Raw genomic sequence first — 15,340 nt, forward strand, 5'->3', positions numbered from 1 at the left:
ACGTAGGAGAGGAAGAGCTTCTGGAGGGCGGGGAGGGCTTCGATGGGGGAGAGGAGGAGGGGGCCTTCGACCGTGGAGTACAACCGGAGCGTGTGGATCTGGGGGAAGGCCGGGAGGATGGTGCGGAGTAGTTCGCCGAATTCGGGGAGGGGACGGGGCTCCGTATTGATCAGGTCAAAGGTCTTCACCTGGGGGAGTTGAAAGCCCGGGGGAAGGGTGAGGGACGTTTCTCCCTCGGCCAGGCCGAAGGCGAAGGTCTCCAGGTTGTCGAGGCGGGAGAGCGTGTGCCAGTCGTCTCTGGTGAGGTCGTCCGTGATTCGCTGAAGTCGGAGGCTCCGCAATCCCGGCCATGACGTGAGGCGTGTGAGGTCGGGGAGAATGCGCTGACCGATGAGCAGAGTGGTCAACGGTGCGTCCAGTGGGAAGGCGTCCAAGCCCTCCGGCGGACACGGGACATAGAGCATCAGGGTCTCCAGGCGCCGCAGGAGGTTGAGCGCCCGTGGGGTGCGTGCACCGGTGGTGTGCCCAGTGATCCACAGCTGACGGAGGGACAGATCGGCGAGCGGGGCGACGGATGCGACGGCGGGGCAGTCATCGAGCCCCAGCGATTCCAGTGCGGTGAACTCCCGAAGGAACGCCAAATCATCGAGGGTTGAATTGCTGCGCAGCGTGAGATGCGTGACGTGCTCGGGGTCCAAGCCGTCGAGGAGCTGCCGGGCGGTGAACCGGCCGCTGACGGTCACATGAGGGCGTTCGCCGAGGGACTTCAGAAGGCTCAATTCGGCGGGTGAGGAGACGGTGATGTCCGTGTGCGGAGGCAGCTTCCGGATGATCTCTTCCGCGTAGCGGTTGGTATCGAACCGGTGCCAACTGCTCGACAGGCCGTGGCGGGCGCCCGGCGCTAGGTGATCCGTGAAGCGCTTCAGGTACTCCAGCGCCGCGTCCGTGCCGATGGTGGCGGCGGTGTGCACAACCTCTTGGGCCTCGTCGTCCTCCAGGCCGTCCGGGCCGGGGAGGAGTTCCAGGACCAGAGGGCCGGCTTCGATGAGGAGATCGGACTCCCTGCGGGTACGCGGAGGCAGGATCGTACGCGCCCGGGTGTTGACCTCATCTCGTACCGCCGGGTCCAGTTCCGTCGCATGCTCCAAGCAGGCCATGGCGAGGAGGTCCGTTCGGAGTTCTCTTCGGGCGAGCAATCCGCGTAGCAGCTCGGCGCGTTCGCGGGGGCGGGCGTGGGCGATGGACAGGCGGATGACGTCTTCCCATTGGGAGTCTGTGGCGTGTTGCAGCAACAGGCCGAAGTCACCCTCCTCGACGGCGGCTTTGGCGCCCAGGTAGTCCTGGAAGGTGCGGTGGATGAAGTCAACGGTGCCGGGGATCGGCTCGCGGAGGAGGCCGCTGCGGTGGAGGAGGTGGTGGAAGACGGCGGGGGCGGGGCCCTGGGAGGCGGCGGCGGGGACGGCGGGGAGGGCGTCGGCCAGGAGGCGTTCGGCGCGGGCGCGGTCGAGTTCGGTGCGGCCGTTGCGGATGAGCCAGTAGGCGAGGCGTTGGAGGAGTTGGATCTGGGGTTCGTCGGCGAGTTCGATGCCGTACGGGCCGCGCATGGCGCGTTCGCGGTCGCGGCGGGAGAGCAGCATGCTCAGCGCGGCGTCGTACAGCTCCTTGCGGCCGTGCGGGAGGTAGCCGCGGCGGTCGCGGTGAAGTGCGCAGATCAGGCCGCACATAAGGGGGTTGGTGGCGAGGCGGCCGAGGTCGGGTTTGGTGCGGACGGAGGCCAGGAGGGACTGTTCGTAGGCGGGGAGGAGGCGGGGGTCGTCGGGGTCCGGGGTGGCGGCCCGGTGCCAGCGGGTGATGAACGCGGCGACCTCGTCGCGGCTCATGGGGGAGAGGGTCAGCTCGGCGAAGCCGTCCGGGGCCAGCCAGTTGTCGCGGACGGCTGAGGGGCGGGTGGTGACCAGCCAGCGGTTGTCGGCCGGGAAGGCGTCGAGGAGGTCGCGGAGCCAGGTGCGGGCGGCCTCGCGTTCGCGGTCGGGGATCTCGTCCAGGCCGTCGATGAGGAGGAGGGCGCGGCCGGAGGCCAGGACGCGTTCGGCCCAGCCGGCGGGCTGCGCGCCGGCGTGCGGGCAGCCCACGGCGGCGAGGAAGCGGTCCGGGGTGGGCAGGGGCGCGCCGGCGCGGGTGAGGGTGCGCAAGGGGAGGACGAAGGGCACGCGGCCGTAGAGGTGGGGGAGGGCGGTGGCGGCCAGCGGGCGGGTGCAGGAGACGGCCAGCCACTGGACGAGGGTGCTCTTGCCGGAGCCGGCGACGCCGCGGAGGAGGACCCGGGAGCGGGCGGACAGGGCCTGGTCGGCCGGTTCGGCCTTGCGGGCGGCGGGTGGGGCGTGGGGGACGTCGGCGGGTCTCCCGAAGGCGTCCACCACGCCGCCGAACCCGAAGCCGCTGGACTCCGCGTACGGCCCGGTGTCCGTGGCCTCCAGGCTCATGTAGGCCGCGTCCAGGGGCCAGCGGTCGGGGGTGTTGTGGAGGTCGATGCCGTAGATGGTGAGGCGGTTGTGCTTGCGGGCGACGTAGTCGAGGTACGTGCGCTCGAAGGCGGTGTCGGCGGCCAACGGGGACGGGTGGCGGTCCAGGAACTCGTCGATCTTGGTGATGAGGGTGTCCAGGCCGCGGCTCTGCTGGACGAGGGTGCGGGCGACGAAGGTGGACCGCCGGCTGAAGAAGTGGACGATGTGCAGGCAGGCGGTGGCCAGCAGGGCGTCATGGAAGAGTTCGGCGTCGCGGGAGAGGTCGCGGGTGGCGCCCGGGGCGGCGGCGCGCAGGCGTTCCGCCAGGGCCGCCGGGCCGAGCCGGACGGCCTGGACGTCGTCCATGGTGAGGGTGCCCAGGGCGGTGAGGGTGGTGGTCAGGGCGGCGGCGAGGGCCGCTTCCTCGTCCGGGGGGACGGGACTTTCGCCCGGGGCGGCGGAGCGGACGGCGCGGCGGACCAGTTCGTCGGCGAGTTTGCGGACGTGAGAGTCGGCGAGGGTGTGCTGCTCGCCCTTGAAGGAGACGAGGGCGGAGACGCGTACGGGCGCGTCCACCAGGCCGGCGCCCGCTTCCTCCTTGACGAAGAGCTTCTTCACGAGCGGTGCGACGACGGCCGATGCGAGCCGGGCGCCCACGCCGCCCAGTGCTGACGGGTCCATGTCCGGTCCGCTCCCCCCTGCGTCTGTGACGGTGTCGGGATCAGGTTAGGGGTGCCGGCAGGCCCCGGTCAGCCGTTTCCCCAATTCGCCGGAGCCCCCGGCCCCGCATTACGTGACGCGGGTCACAGCAATTCCCGTAACGCGGGTCACATGACCCCCGCCCGGCTATGTAATGCGGGCCACAGATAACCCTCGGATTCTCGTGACATGGGGCACAGGAATTCCCCCACTACTAGGTGGAGTAGGGGAATTCGGTGGGTGATCCACCCCAGCTCAGCGCGCACATCGCCGCAGGTCAGGGCGGTGTAAAAGCCAGTCCCCACCGGTCAAGCAGCGCCACGACATTACGCGCCCCCCTAGTAGAAACGGCCTCTTGGACATATCGCCCCCGCGGGTTACCAAGGAATGGCGATCCCGGACCGCAGCCGGGAAAACCCCCTGACTTTCCCTTTCGGAGGAAAAGCCCGCATGTCTAAGTTCACCGCCATACGCAATTCCCGTAAGTCCGCCCTGCGCCGCCGCGCCGCCGTCGTGATCGCCGGTGCCGGTCTCACCGCCGCGCTGGGCGCCGGTGCCGCCTCCGCCGCCGACGGCGGGCTGCTGCACCTGGCCTCCGGTACGAGCCAGGCCGTCGCCGCCCAGGCCGACGCGCAGGCCAAGGCCGGCCAGGCCGCCAAGGACGCCAAGGCGTCCGGTGTGAAGGCCACCGCCAAGGCCGCGACGAACGCGAACGGCTGGGTGAAGCCGGTGGACCACTACGTCCTCGGTGAGCCGTTCGGCATCCCCGGCAGCCACTGGGCGCACAAGCACAGCGGCCAGGACTTCGTCGTGCCGTCCGGCACCGCGGTCCACGCCGTCCACGAGGGCACGGTCATCAAGGCCGGTCCGAACGGCGGCGGCGACGGCCCCGCCTACGGCAACGCCATCGTGATCAAGCACGCCAACGGCGTCTACACCCAGTACGCGCACCTGTCGCAGATCCAGGTCAGCGTCGGCCAGCACGTGGCCACCGGCCAGCAGATCGCGCTGTCCGGCAGCACCGGCAACTCCACCGGCCCGCACCTGCACTTCGAGGTCCGCACCGGCCCCAACTACGGGTCGGGCATCGAGCCGACCGGATTCCTGCGGGCTCACGGCGACGCCGTCTGAGGCGGCGCGGCCTGAGCTGAATCCGGTCAGGCTGGCCGGCGGCCCGGCGGGTTTGCCGCCGTGACCAGCTCCGTGGCGACCCTGAGGATGGCTTCGCGCTTCTCCTCGGGGTCGCCCGCTACGTGCTGCATGGCGAACAGACCCGCGTGCATGGCGAACAGCGCGGTCAGGCACCGCACCTGGTCCACCATCTCGGCGTCGTCCTCCTTCAGCAGGTCGAAGAGGTCGAACATCCGCTCCTTGAAGCGCGCGCCGATGGTCAGATCGCGCACCGCGGCCTGGTTTTCCTGCATGAAGCGGAAGAGGTCCTCGCCGGAGCGCAGCGAATCGTGGTAGCGCCGGACGATCTCCTGCTTCGTCTCCAGCGTCCGCGGCTGCTCCTTCCCCCAGGCGATCAGCTCGTCGATGGGCCGCCCCAGGTCCTCGAAGAGGCTGAGGACGATGTCTTCCTTGGTCTTGAAGTGGTAGTAGAGCGCGGCCTTGGTGACGCCCAGTTTTTCGGAGATCTCCCGCAAGGAGGTCTTCTCGTAGCCGTGATCGGAGAACAGCTCCAGCGCGACGTCCTGGATGCGCTGGCGGGTGTTCCCGCGGCGCGGCTGTGCTGTGCCCATGCTGTTCTCCTGCGTGACGGCGTGATCGGCGCGGGGTGTGGCGGCGCCCGCGTCCCGGCAATCATCTGCTGCCCTGCTGGTCACGGCCGTACCCACCCCGGCGCCAGAAAACTTACTTGACGCCCGGCTAGTAACTCTCTACCTTCTGCACTGTACCTAACTAGCCGGGCGGCAAGTAAGTAAGAACGATGGGGAAGTGATGGGGATGTCGCGCACAGCGGCCCCGACGGGGGAAATAACGGAGCCGGCGCAGGAGCCGGCACAGAGCACGGGCAGGAAGCCCGCCGGCGTCCGCATGGTGCTCTTCGCGCTGATGATCGCGATGCTGCTCGCGATGCTGGACAACATGATCGTCGGCACCGCGATGCCCACGATCGTCGGCGAACTGGGCGGGCTGGCGCACCTGTCCTGGGTCGTCACCGCCTACACGCTGGCCACCGCGGCGTCCACGCCGATCTGGGGCAAGCTCGGCGACATGTACGGGCGGAAGGGCGTCTTCCTGACGTCCATCGTCATCTTTCTGATCGGTTCGGCGCTGTCCGGCATGGCGCAGGACATGGGCCAGCTGATCGGCTTCCGCGCCGTGCAGGGCCTGGGCGCGGGCGGTCTGATGGTGGGCGTCATGGCCATCATCGGCGACCTGATCCCGCCCCGGGAACGCGGTAAGTACCAGGGCATGATGGCCGGTGTCATGGCCATCGCCATGATCGGCGGCCCGCTGGTCGGCGGCACCATCACCGACCACCTCGGCTGGCGCTGGAGCTTCTACATCAACCTCCCGCTCGGCGCGATCGCCCTGGTCATGGTCACCGCCGTCCTGCACCTGCCGAAGAAGCGGTCGCAGACCCGGATCGACTACGCGGGCGCCGCCCTGCTGACCATCGGCATCACCTCGCTGGTGCTCCTCACCACCTGGGGCGGCACCGAGTACGACTGGCTGTCGAAGCAGATCGTGGGCCTGGGCGTGCTGGCGGTCGTCGCGCTGATCGCGTTCGTCCTGGTGGAACGGAAGGTCAGCGAGCCGGTCCTGCCGCTGCGGATCTTCCGCAACGCGAACTTCTCGCTGGTCACGGTGATCGGCTTCCTGGTCGGCTTCGTGATGTTCGGGTCGATGACCTTCCTGCCGCTGTTCCAGCAGACCGTGCAGGGCGCGTCGGCGACCAACTCGGGTCTGCTGCTGCTGCCGATGCTGCTGGCGATGATGGCGGTCTCGCTGATCGCGGGCCGGATCACCACGCAGTCCGGCAAGTACAAGATCTTCGTGACCGGCGGCGGTTTCCTGATCACCGCGGGCATGGCGCTGCTGTCCCTGATGGACGTCGGTACGACCCGCTTCACCTCGGGCGTCTACATGGCGGTGCTCGGCGCCGGTATGGGCTTCCTGATGCAGACCACGATGCTGATCGCGCAGAACAGCGTCGAGATGAAGGACATGGGCGTCGGCTCCTCGTCGGCGACGCTGTTCCGGACCATCGGCGGCTCGTTCGGTGTGGCCATCCTCGGCGCCGTGTTCACCAACGAGGTGACGCGGACGATGACCGAGCGGCTGCCCGGCGCGGCGGGCAAGATGGCCGGCGCGGCGCAGCAGATGGACCCGAAGAAGCTGCCGTCGCTCCCGCCGGTCGTGAAGGACGCGTACACGCACGCGGTGGCGTCCGGTGCGCACCAGGTCTTCCTGTGGGGCGCGATCATCAGCGTCGCGGGCTTCGTGGCCGCGTGGTTCCTCAAGGAGGTCCCGCTGCGGGGCGGCCCTGCCAAGTCGGCTGACGCCGAGGGCGCGACGGAGAAGCCGGTGATGGTTGAGGCCGTCTGACGGCTGCGGGCGGTGAAGGGCCCCTGGTGTACGTGGGTTACGTACGCCAGGGGCCGTTTCCCGTTCAGGCGCCGGGCAGTTGACCGCCCTTGACGGCCGCGACGAACGCCGACCAGTTGGCCGCCGGGAACACCAGCGCGGGCCCGTCCGGAACCTTGCTGTCCCGAACGGGGACCACACCGGGGAGGGCGTCGGTGACCTCGATGCAGTGACCGCCGTCGCCGTTGCTGTAGCTGCTCTTCCGCCAAGCGGCTGTCGCAAGGAAGTCGTCGGAGACCTCAATGCAGTTGGCGCCATCCGGGTTGCTGTAACTGCTCTTGCGCCAAGTGGCAGTGCTCAGGTCAATCCTGTTGCTGCGCTTCATCTTTGTAGCCCCTTGCCGCTTCCTCGATCATGGCCAGGGACGCCCCAGGCGGCAGTGCGGCGGCCCTGAGCAGATCGTACGACTTCCGAAACTCCGTCACGAGCGCTGGAAAGTCGATGGTTTGGCCGGTGAACTCGCCCTCGACGTAGACCAATGGAGGTGCGTCGGCGAAGGTCATGATGCTGGCCATGCCATGCATCAAGGTGTGGAAGCCTGCCGTTGCGGGGACGATCTGCAGAACGCTCCGGGTTGACCTGATGACAGCGAGGATGTGCTCAAGTTGCTCGGCCATTTCGGCGGGCGGGAGCACCGGGTTGCGAATGAGATCTTCGCGAAGGACCCCCCAGTAGTACGGGTGCTCCTTGCGTTTCCAGACTTCCGCGCGCTTCAGCCGCGCGCGTACCTTTTCATCGACCTCTTGCGGATCTCCCCAAGGCTTCGTTGCCTCGGAGAGCTTCCGCATGTACGCCTCGGTCTGAAGCAGGCCAGGGATGACGAACGGCGCCCAGTCCTCGATCGTCAGGGCCTGCTTCTCCAGGTCCGGGATCTCCGCGAAGTACCACGGGTGCCCTGCCCTGCGGGCCTTCGCCGCGTCCTTGCAGCGGCGTTCGAAGAAGCCGTCCGTCCCCAGCTTCTTGTCGGCGTGGATGGCCAGATCCAGTGGCATGCTGCGCTCGCCCCGTTCGATCTGGCTCAGGAACGAGATGCCACGGAAGGAGCCTTCCGCTAACTGTTCGAGGGTGAGTCCCGCTTTTTCCCGGTGGTAGCGCAACTCCGCGCCGTAGAAGCTCGGGACGTTCGCCGAGGGGTCGGGGTCCTTACGAGGAGGCATGTCTCACCGCCTGCTTGGTGGTTGCCCTTTGCGCAACGCGATTCCCTTCCAAAGTACGCACCGTGACGCCAGTCTGTGAGCGATTCGTCACATTGCGCACAGGAGAGTGAACGCGAAATGGCCACCGCCAAGAACAAGGACAACCACGACGACGCCCAGGCCACCGCCGAAGGGCTGCGGGAGGCGCTGCGGGCGCACGGGATCACGTTGCCGTCGCTCGGCGTCGATCTGCCGTCGTTCGCGGGCAGCTACCCGCCGCCGCTGGTCGCGCTCGGCAACTGCAACGCCGCGACCGCCCGCAAGCTCGCCGACGTACTCCGCAAGGCGGCGGCGCGGTGATGACCGTACGGCTGCTCGCCGTGCCGAAGGAGGTGCCCGTGCTCCGCCAGGCGGTACGGGCGCACCTCGGCGCGGCGGCGTCCTGCGAGGTCGAGCTGTGCGTCAGCGAGCTGGTCGGCAACGTCATCCGGCACGTCGGCGAGGGCACGCCCGTCACCGTACGGCTGCGGACGACCGGCGACGGGCGGACGCGGATCGAGGTGACCGATCCCGATCCGCGCGCCCTGCCCGTTCTGCTGCGGGCGGCCGACGAGGACGAGAGCGGGCGGGGGCTGGCGCTGCTGGCCGCCGTCGCGCTGCGCTGGGGCGTGCGGCAGGAGGAGGCCAGTAAGACGGTCTGGTGCGAGGTGGCGGGCGAGCCGGCGGGGGAGCCGGTGGCGGCCGGCGGCCCGGCCCCTCCCTCTCGGCCCGCACAGGCGGCGCCCGTACGATGACGTGGACGTAACAAACGACTTCGCACGTCCGCGACCGGAGCACGGCCCGGACGGCCAGGACGGCACGGGGGGAATACTCGTGGGCTTCATGGATCGCATTCGCGGCGAGTTCATCGACATCGTCGAGTGGACCGACGACAGCCGGGACACGATGGTGTGGCGCTTCCCGCGCTACGAGAACGAGATCAAGATGGGCGCCAAGCTCATCGTCCGCGAATCGCAGGTGGCGGTCTTCGTCAACATGGGCCGGATCGCGGATGTCTTCGCGCCGGGCATGTACGAGCTGCAGACCGGCAACCTGCCGATTCTGTCCACGCTGAAGGGCTGGAAGCACGGCTTCCACTCGCCGTTCAAGGCGGAGGTCTACTTCGTCACCACGCGGCAGTTCACGGACATGAAGTGGGGTACGCAGAATCCGGTCACGGTGCGCGACCCCGAGTTCGGGATGGTGCGGCTGCGGGCGTTCGGCGGCTACGCGGCGCGGGTGACCGACCCGGCGAAGCTGCTGGCCGAACTGGCCGGTACGGACCCGCAGTTCCGCACCGAGGAGGTCGAAGAGTACCTGCGGCAGCTGATCGTCGGGCGGCTCGGCTCGCTGCTGGGCGGCTCGGGGATACCGATGCTCGACCTGGCCGCGCGCCAGGACGAGCTGGGGAACCGGCTGGCGAAGGCGCTGACCGAGGAGCTGGCGGCGTCGCACGGTATCTCGATCCCGAAGTTCGTGATCGAGAACATCTCGCTGCCGCCGGAGGTCGAGCAGGCCATCGACGCGCGCAGCCGGATGGGCATCATCGGCAATATCGACAATTACGCGCGGATGCAGGCGGCGGACGCGATCGGGGACGCGGCGAACAACCCGGGCGCGGCGGGCCAGGCGATGGGGATCGGGCTGGGGATGGCGGCGGGGCAGCAGATGGCGGCGGCGTTCGCGCCGCAGGGCCAGCCGCAGCAGCCGCAGCAGTTCCAGCCTCAGCAGCCTTCCGGTGCGCAGGCCGCCGGGGGCGGGGCCGTGCCGCCGCCGCTGCCGGGGCAGCAGCAGTACCAGTGGCATGTGGCCGTGGACGGGCAGCAGCAGGGGCCGTACGACCACGCGACGTTCACCGGGCACATCGGGTCGGGGGCGATCCGGCGCGGGATGCTGGCGTGGCGGGAGGGCATGGCGTCCTGGCTGCCGGTGGAGGAGATTCCGGAGCTGGCCTCGTATTTCCGGGCGACTCCGCCGCCGCTGCCGCCGCAGGCGTGAGCGAACGCGAACTGACGATGCCGACGCCATGCCGACGCCCACGCCGCCTGCCCGTGCCGCCTGTCAGGAGCCTGTGACCGTATGAGCTATCAGCCGTACCAGCCGCAGCAGCCGTACCAGCAGCAGCCTTATCCGCAGCAGCAGCCGTACCAGCCGCAGCAGCCGCCGCCGTATCCGCAGCAGCCGCAGTACCAGCAGCCTCCGCAGCCGTATCCGCCGCAGCAGCCGCAGTATCAGCAGCCGCCGCAGCAGCCGTATCCGCCGCAGGCGCCGTACGGGCAGCAGCCGCCGCCGCCCGTTCCCCAGCCGGAGGCGCCCCAGCCGGAGGCGCCCGCGCAGCAGACGTACGCGTGCCCGTCCTGCGGCTCGACCGCCGAGTACGCGCCGGGGACGAACAGCCTGCGGTGCCCGCACTGCCGGTTCGAGCAGCCGATCGCGCCCGTCAACCGGGAGGTGCGGGAGCACGCCATCGAGGAGCTGGCGACGCTGGCGCCCAAGCCGCGGGCGGCCGGCGGGCAGGTGCTGCGGTGCCCCGGCTGCGGGGCGGCGAACGAGACCGACGCGCTGTCGGGCCGCTGCCAGTTCTGCGCCACGCCCATGATCGCCTCGGCGGCCGAGGACCGGATCGTGCCCGAGGGCCTCGTTCCGTTCCGGGTGGGCAAACAGGATGTGCACGAGAATCTGCGCAAATGGGCCCGTTCCCGGTGGTTCGCGCCGAACAGCCTGAAAAAGGTGAACAACGCCGAGACCCTGTACGGCACGTACGTCCCGCACTGGACGTACGACGCCGCGACCACGACCTGGTACCAGGGCGAGCGCGGTGAGGAGTACGAGGTCGGCAGCGGGGACGACAAGCGGACCGAGGTGCGCTGGTACCACGTGCGCGGCACGGTCCAGCGGTACTTCGACGATGTGCTGGTGCCGGCCGCCGGGAACGTCTCCGCCGACCGGCTCAAGGAGCTGGAGCCCTGGCCGCTGAAGCAGGCGGTGCCGTACCAGGAGGCGTACCTCTCCGGCTTCCGGACGCTGCGGTACGACGTCGAGCCGGAGACCGGCTACGAGCGGGCCCAGCAGAAGATGGCCGAGGTCATCCGCAAGGACTGCAAGGACGACATCGGCGGCGACCGGCAGCGGCTGCACTCGGTGGAGACCGCCTACGAGGCGGTGACGTACAAGCTGCTGCTGCTCCCGGTGTGGTTCGCGTCGTACGTCTACAACGGCAAGCAGTGGCAGGTCATGGTGAACGCCGAGACCGGCGAGGTCACCGGGGAGCGGCCGTACAGCCCGCTGAAGATCGCGTGTGCGGTGGTGCTGGTGGCGGTGGTGGCGGCGCTGGTGTACCTGCTGACGAAGCACCACTGAGCGCTCGTAGCTGAGCGCCGGTCGCTTCAGGGCCGGGGCGGGCGCCGTCGCGCGCGGCGTCCGCCGGGGTCAGCGGTCCTTGGTCAGCGGTCCGGGAGCTGGATGACCGGGAAGCTGCCGGTGGACGTCGGCGCGTTCTCCGGGAGCCAGAGGACCGAGATGGCGCCGGTGGAGCCGTCCGTCAGCTCGTCCGCGTTGCGGAAGGTCAGGCGGGCGCCGAGGACGCGGGCCTGGCCGACGGCGATGGTCAGGCCCAGGCCGTGGCCGACGCCGGCCCGGTCGCTGCTGCCGGTGCGGAAGCGGCTGGGGCCCTCGCGGAGCAGCGCCTCGGGGAAGCCGGTGCCGTGGTCGCGGACGCGGATGACGCGGCCCTCGACGGTGACCTCGATGGGGGGTTTGCCGTGCCGGGAGGCGTTGGCGATGAGGTTGCCCAGGATGCGTTCGAGGCGGCGCGGGTCGGTGGAGACCTCGGCGTCGCGCAGGATCGTGACCGTCACCTGGGGGTCCAGGGTGTGCACGCGGCGCCGCACGAACTCGCCGAGTGCCACGTCCTGGAGTTCGGCGCGCTCGGCGTGGCCGTCGAGGCGGGCCACCTCCAGGACGTCCTCGACGAGGGTGCGCATGGCCTGGGCGCGGTCGCGTACCAGCTCGGAGGGGCGGCCCGGGGGGAGGAGTTCGGCGGCGGTGAGCAGGCCGGTCACCGGGGTGCGCAGCTCGTGGGCGATATCGGCGGTGACCCGGCGCTCGGCCTCGATGCGCTGCTGGAGCGCGTCGGACATGGCGTCCACGGCCCAGGCCAGGTCGTCGGTCTCGTCGCGGACCCGGCCGCCGCCGACCTCGTCGCGGATGCGGACGGAGGTGTCGCCGTCCGCGAGCTTCCCGGCGGCCGCCGCGGCCTTGCGCAGCCGCTTGGAAAGCCGGCCGCCGACCAGGACGCCGAGCGCGCAGCCGCCGACCACGACGGCGGAGGAGCCGATCAGCAGCGCCTGGTCGAGGTCGTCCAGCACCGCGAAGCGGTCGGGGAAGCGGTCGTGGATCGAGAGCACCCGGCCGTTGCCGAGCGGGGAGGCCGCCCAGACCTCGGGGGCGGTGCGGCCGGTGTCCTCCAGATACGTGGCGCGGACGCCCTTGGCGACCTCCTTGCGGAGGGGCTTGGGAAGCGCCGGGTCGTTGATCTTCGCGCCGAACTGGAGGCGGTTGGTCGACTCGAAGATCTTCTGGGTGAAGTTCAGGCGCTCTATCTGGACGTCGCGGCTGTTGTCGAGCATCGAGACGCGGGCGGCGTTGTGCACGACAAGGCTCAGCGCCACCGCGACCAGCGCCCCGACGAGGGCGATCGCGGCGCTGAGTTTCCATCTCAGGCCCGTGCGCAGGGCCAGCCTGACCACCTCCGGCGTCAGCCTCTCAGCTTGTAACCGAAGCCGCGGACCGTCTCGATGCGGTCCTGGCCGATCTTGCCGCGCAGCCGCTGGACGTGGACGTCCACGACGCGGGTGTCGCCGCCCCAGCCGTAATCCCAGACCCGCTCCAGCAGCCGGTCGCGGGAGAGGACGGTGTTCGGCGCGGTGGAGAACTCCAGCAGCAGCCGCATCTCGGTCGGGGTGAGCGCGACCGTCTCGCCGCCCTTGCGGACCTCCATGCCCTCGGTGTCGACCTCCAGGTCGCCGAAGCGCAGGACCGGCTCGGGGGCGAGGTCGGCGGCGTCCGGGCCGTTGCCGCCGGCCCGGTCCGCGCCGCTGGCGTGGCCGAAGCGGCGCAGTACGGCGCGGATCCGGGCGACCAGCACCGCGCCGTCGAACGGCTTGGTGACGTAGTCGTCGGCGCCGGCCTCCAGGCCCAGGACGACATCGATGGAGTCGGCGCGCGCCGACAGCATGATCACCGGGACCGTGGACTCGTCGCGGATGCGGCGGCACAGGCTGACGCCGTCGAGCCCGGGGACCATCACATCGAGCAGGGCGATATCGGGACGATTGGCGCGGAACGCCTCCAGGCCCGCGAGGCCGTCGGGCATGGCGGTGACCACGAAACCGTCGCGCTCCAGCGCGAGTTGGGTGGCCTCGCGGATGACGTCGTCGTCCTCGACGAAGAGAACGTGGGTGTCGGCCATGCGGTGTCTCAGCCCTCCGATCCCGTGGTGCCGCCCGTACCGTCCGTGCCATCGGCGCCGTCCGCGCCGTCGCTGTCGGTGCCGCTGTCGGTGGCGCTCTCGGGGGCGGCGCCCGGGGTCTCGTCGACGGTGGTCTTGCTGTAGTCGGTGTGATAGCGGTCGTACTCGGTGAAGCGGTCGTTCGCCCACCGGTACGTCATCACATCTTCCCCCGAAGGGCAGCAGACCTTGTCACCGGCGTCGTAGGTCTGCTTGGAAACCTCCAGCTCGCCCTTGCTCACCCCGGCGTAGACCGACGGCTGCTCGTTCACGTACACGTTGTCATACCCGTCCCGGGCGCCCGGCCGCTCGCGGTAGACGTACGCGCCGAGGCCGACCGAGTCCGCGCAGGTCATGACGTTGACGATGACGTCGGGGGAGTGGCCGCCGGTGAGCGAGGCGTAGGTCACCTCGACCGGGTACTCGTTCGCCGCGCAGGGCTTGGCGACGGCCCGCTTCACGTCCGCGCTCACCTTGGGGTCGTCCTTGAGCAGCCGGACCGCGTTGACCTTCTTGTACTGCGCGCCGGGGCTGGGGGAGGGGGCGGCGCTGACCGCGCCCCGGGGGGCGGGGGTGCGGGGGGCCGCGCCTTCCTTGCGGACGCCCTCGCCGCCGGGGTTGCACCCGGCCAGCAGCAGGCCGAGCGCGGCGACGCCGGCGGTGGCGGCGCCGCCTCTGGTGAGGGCGGTGGTGGTGAGGCTGTTCCTGGGGCGGGGCAGGCCGGTGCGGGTCGGCGTCCGGCCGCTTGCGGTGCGTCCGCTTGCGGTGCGGCCGTTTTCGGTGCGGCTGTTTTCGGGCAGGGTGCGACCGCGCCTTGGCAGGCTTCTGGTCAGCCTGTATCTGGACAATCCGCTCCCGCTCACCGTGTCCCGCTCACCGCGCCGCTCGCGCGGCCGCTGGACCCGTCATACCCGCCGTGTGTGCACTACCTGCCGTGGCCCCCGTCCCGGTCGCCGCTCCCCGGCCGGGTGCCGGGCCCTGGGAGATTGTCGCGCGGGAAGCTGTGAGCCGGGCTGTGGGCTTCGTTACGTCACCGGGGGCGCCGCCGGTCAGGCCGCGCACCGCTCCCGCTCCTGCTCGCCGCGCTCCAGGACGCGGGCGTCTATGTCGCGGTTCTCCAGCTCCTGGCGGAGCCGGGCCAGGGCGCGGTGCAGGGTGCTCTTGACCGTACCGGTGGACATGCCGAGCGCGGCCGCGGTCTCCTCGGTGCTCATCTGCTCCCAGTGGCGCAGCACCACGACGCTGCGCTGCTTCGGGGCGAGGACGCCGAGGATGTCCATCAGCAGGGCGCGGTCGGCGCGCTGCTCGGTGCCGTCGTCCACGCTCGCGTCCGGGAGCTGCTCGGTGGGCACCTCCTCCAGCTTGCGGGCGCGCCACCACTCGGTGCGGGTGTTGATCATGACGCGGCGGAGGTAGGCGTCGGCGAGCGACTTGTCGGCGATGCCGTCCCAGCGGCCGTAGGTGCGGACGAGGGCGGTCTGGAGCAGGTCCTGGGCGTCGACCGGGTCCGGCACCAGTCGCCGGGCGCTGCGCAGCAGGGCATCCTGCCGGGTCCGCACGTACTCTTCGAAGTCCAGTACCTTGCCGCCGCTGGTCGCCATCCCGACGCCTCCGATCCGCTTTCGTTTCCCCACGTTGTCCGTGCCGGCGGTCATCTCCAGCACGGGGATGACGCTACGGAGGGGGTGTTGCGGCGCAATGTGCGTCGGCCCCTCAGCGAGTGCACGGAAAACCTGCGGTTGTGTAACAGCGCGCCGGGCGTCATACCTCGGACGGACGGGGGGCCGGGCGGCGTCATACTCCGGGCGGATGCGGTGTCGCCGGAGGGAGGGACGGGGGAGCGGTGGGGGGGGGGGGGG

General features: G+C 70.2%; 14 protein-coding genes. 6 read left to right on the forward strand and 8 right to left on the reverse strand.

Translation table 11 applies throughout. From position 1 onward, the window contains the following. The coding region (locus tag ADL22_RS04760) for an NACHT domain-containing protein (RefSeq protein WP_066974136.1) at window positions 1-3,185 on the reverse strand (3,185 nt) is incomplete at its 3' end. Window positions 3,186-3,653: 468 nt separating this feature from the next. On the opposite strand from ADL22_RS04760, the gene ADL22_RS04765 reads away from it, so the two are divergent. Next, window positions 3,654-4,334, forward strand: coding sequence for a M23 family metallopeptidase (locus ADL22_RS04765; RefSeq protein WP_066974137.1), 681 nt, complete (start codon window positions 3,654-3,656; stop codon window positions 4,332-4,334). Window positions 4,335-4,360: 26 nt separating this feature from the next. On the opposite strand, the gene ADL22_RS04770 is transcribed toward ADL22_RS04765, so the two are convergent. Next, window positions 4,361-4,945: a TetR/AcrR family transcriptional regulator gene (locus tag ADL22_RS04770; RefSeq protein ID WP_066974138.1), complete on the reverse strand. Its 585-nt coding sequence runs from the start codon at window positions 4,943-4,945 to the stop codon at window positions 4,361-4,363. A 295-nt stretch (window positions 4,946-5,240) separates the two neighbouring features. On the opposite strand from ADL22_RS04770, the gene ADL22_RS04775 reads away from it, so the two are divergent. Beyond that, window positions 5,241-6,758 (forward strand): MDR family MFS transporter, encoded by a 1,518-nt coding sequence (locus ADL22_RS04775; RefSeq protein ID WP_066974139.1) that lies wholly within the window; start codon window positions 5,241-5,243, stop codon window positions 6,756-6,758. Window positions 6,759-6,822: 64 nt separating this feature from the next. Here the strand turns inward: ADL22_RS04775 and ADL22_RS04780 are convergent, their stop codons facing one another. Both ADL22_RS04780 and ADL22_RS04785 read right to left on the reverse strand, forming a co-directional pair. Next, the gene (locus ADL22_RS04780; protein ID WP_066974140.1) at window positions 6,823-7,122 is read right to left on the reverse strand and encodes a DUF397 domain-containing protein; all 300 of its coding nucleotides are present in this window, start codon (window positions 7,120-7,122) and stop codon (window positions 6,823-6,825) included. After that, window positions 7,100-7,954 (reverse strand): helix-turn-helix domain-containing protein, encoded by an 855-nt coding sequence (locus tag ADL22_RS04785; RefSeq protein ID WP_066974141.1) that lies wholly within the window; start codon window positions 7,952-7,954, stop codon window positions 7,100-7,102. The genes ADL22_RS04780 and ADL22_RS04785 overlap by 23 nt, the downstream gene beginning before the upstream one ends. Window positions 7,955-8,071: 117 nt before the next feature. On the opposite strand from ADL22_RS04785, the gene ADL22_RS04790 reads away from it, so the two are divergent. The 4 genes from ADL22_RS04790 (at window position 8,072) to ADL22_RS04805 (ending at window position 11,332) form a co-directional block, all read left to right on the forward strand. Beyond that, window positions 8,072-8,293 (forward strand): hypothetical protein, encoded by a 222-nt coding sequence (locus ADL22_RS04790; RefSeq protein WP_066974142.1) that lies wholly within the window; start codon window positions 8,072-8,074, stop codon window positions 8,291-8,293. Further along, entirely contained in the window at window positions 8,293-8,727 is a 435-nt protein-coding gene (locus ADL22_RS04795; RefSeq protein ID WP_066974143.1) for an ATP-binding protein, read from the forward strand. Before ADL22_RS04790 ends, ADL22_RS04795 begins: the two co-directional genes overlap by 1 nt. Before the next feature lie 88 nt (window positions 8,728-8,815). After that, complete coding sequence (locus ADL22_RS04800; protein ID WP_234430540.1) at window positions 8,816-9,970, forward strand: SPFH domain-containing protein; 1,155 nt, start codon at window positions 8,816-8,818, stop codon at window positions 9,968-9,970. 81 nt (window positions 9,971-10,051) lie between these two features. Next, on the forward strand, window positions 10,052-11,332 hold the full coding sequence (locus ADL22_RS04805) for a hypothetical protein (protein ID WP_199836217.1): 1,281 nt from the start codon (window positions 10,052-10,054) through the stop codon (window positions 11,330-11,332). 83 nt (window positions 11,333-11,415) lie between these two features. Here the strand turns inward: ADL22_RS04805 and cseC are convergent, their stop codons facing one another. The 4 genes from cseC to ADL22_RS04825 all read right to left on the reverse strand — a co-directional run bounded on the left by cseC (window position 11,416) and on the right by ADL22_RS04825 (window position 15,082). Continuing rightward, complete coding sequence (gene cseC, locus ADL22_RS04810; RefSeq protein ID WP_066974145.1) at window positions 11,416-12,720, reverse strand: two-component system sensor histidine kinase CseC; 1,305 nt, start codon at window positions 12,718-12,720, stop codon at window positions 11,416-11,418. An 8-nt stretch (window positions 12,721-12,728) separates the two neighbouring features. After that, complete coding sequence (gene cseB / locus ADL22_RS04815; RefSeq protein ID WP_066974146.1) at window positions 12,729-13,442, reverse strand: two-component system response regulator CseB; 714 nt, start codon at window positions 13,440-13,442, stop codon at window positions 12,729-12,731. Between the two features lie 8 nt (window positions 13,443-13,450). Then, complete coding sequence (locus ADL22_RS04820) at window positions 13,451-14,116, reverse strand: hypothetical protein (protein ID WP_079063844.1); 666 nt, start codon at window positions 14,114-14,116, stop codon at window positions 13,451-13,453. A gap of 414 nt (window positions 14,117-14,530) precedes the next feature. Further along, window positions 14,531-15,082, reverse strand: a complete 552-nt coding sequence (locus ADL22_RS04825; RefSeq protein WP_066974149.1) for a SigE family RNA polymerase sigma factor — start codon at window positions 15,080-15,082, stop codon at window positions 14,531-14,533. Between the last annotated feature and the right edge of the window lie 258 nt (window positions 15,083-15,340).

This window comes from Streptomyces sp. NRRL F-4489 (assembly GCF_001509485.1).
In the GTDB taxonomy this organism is placed as follows: Bacteria; Actinomycetota; Actinomycetes; order Streptomycetales; family Streptomycetaceae; genus Streptomyces.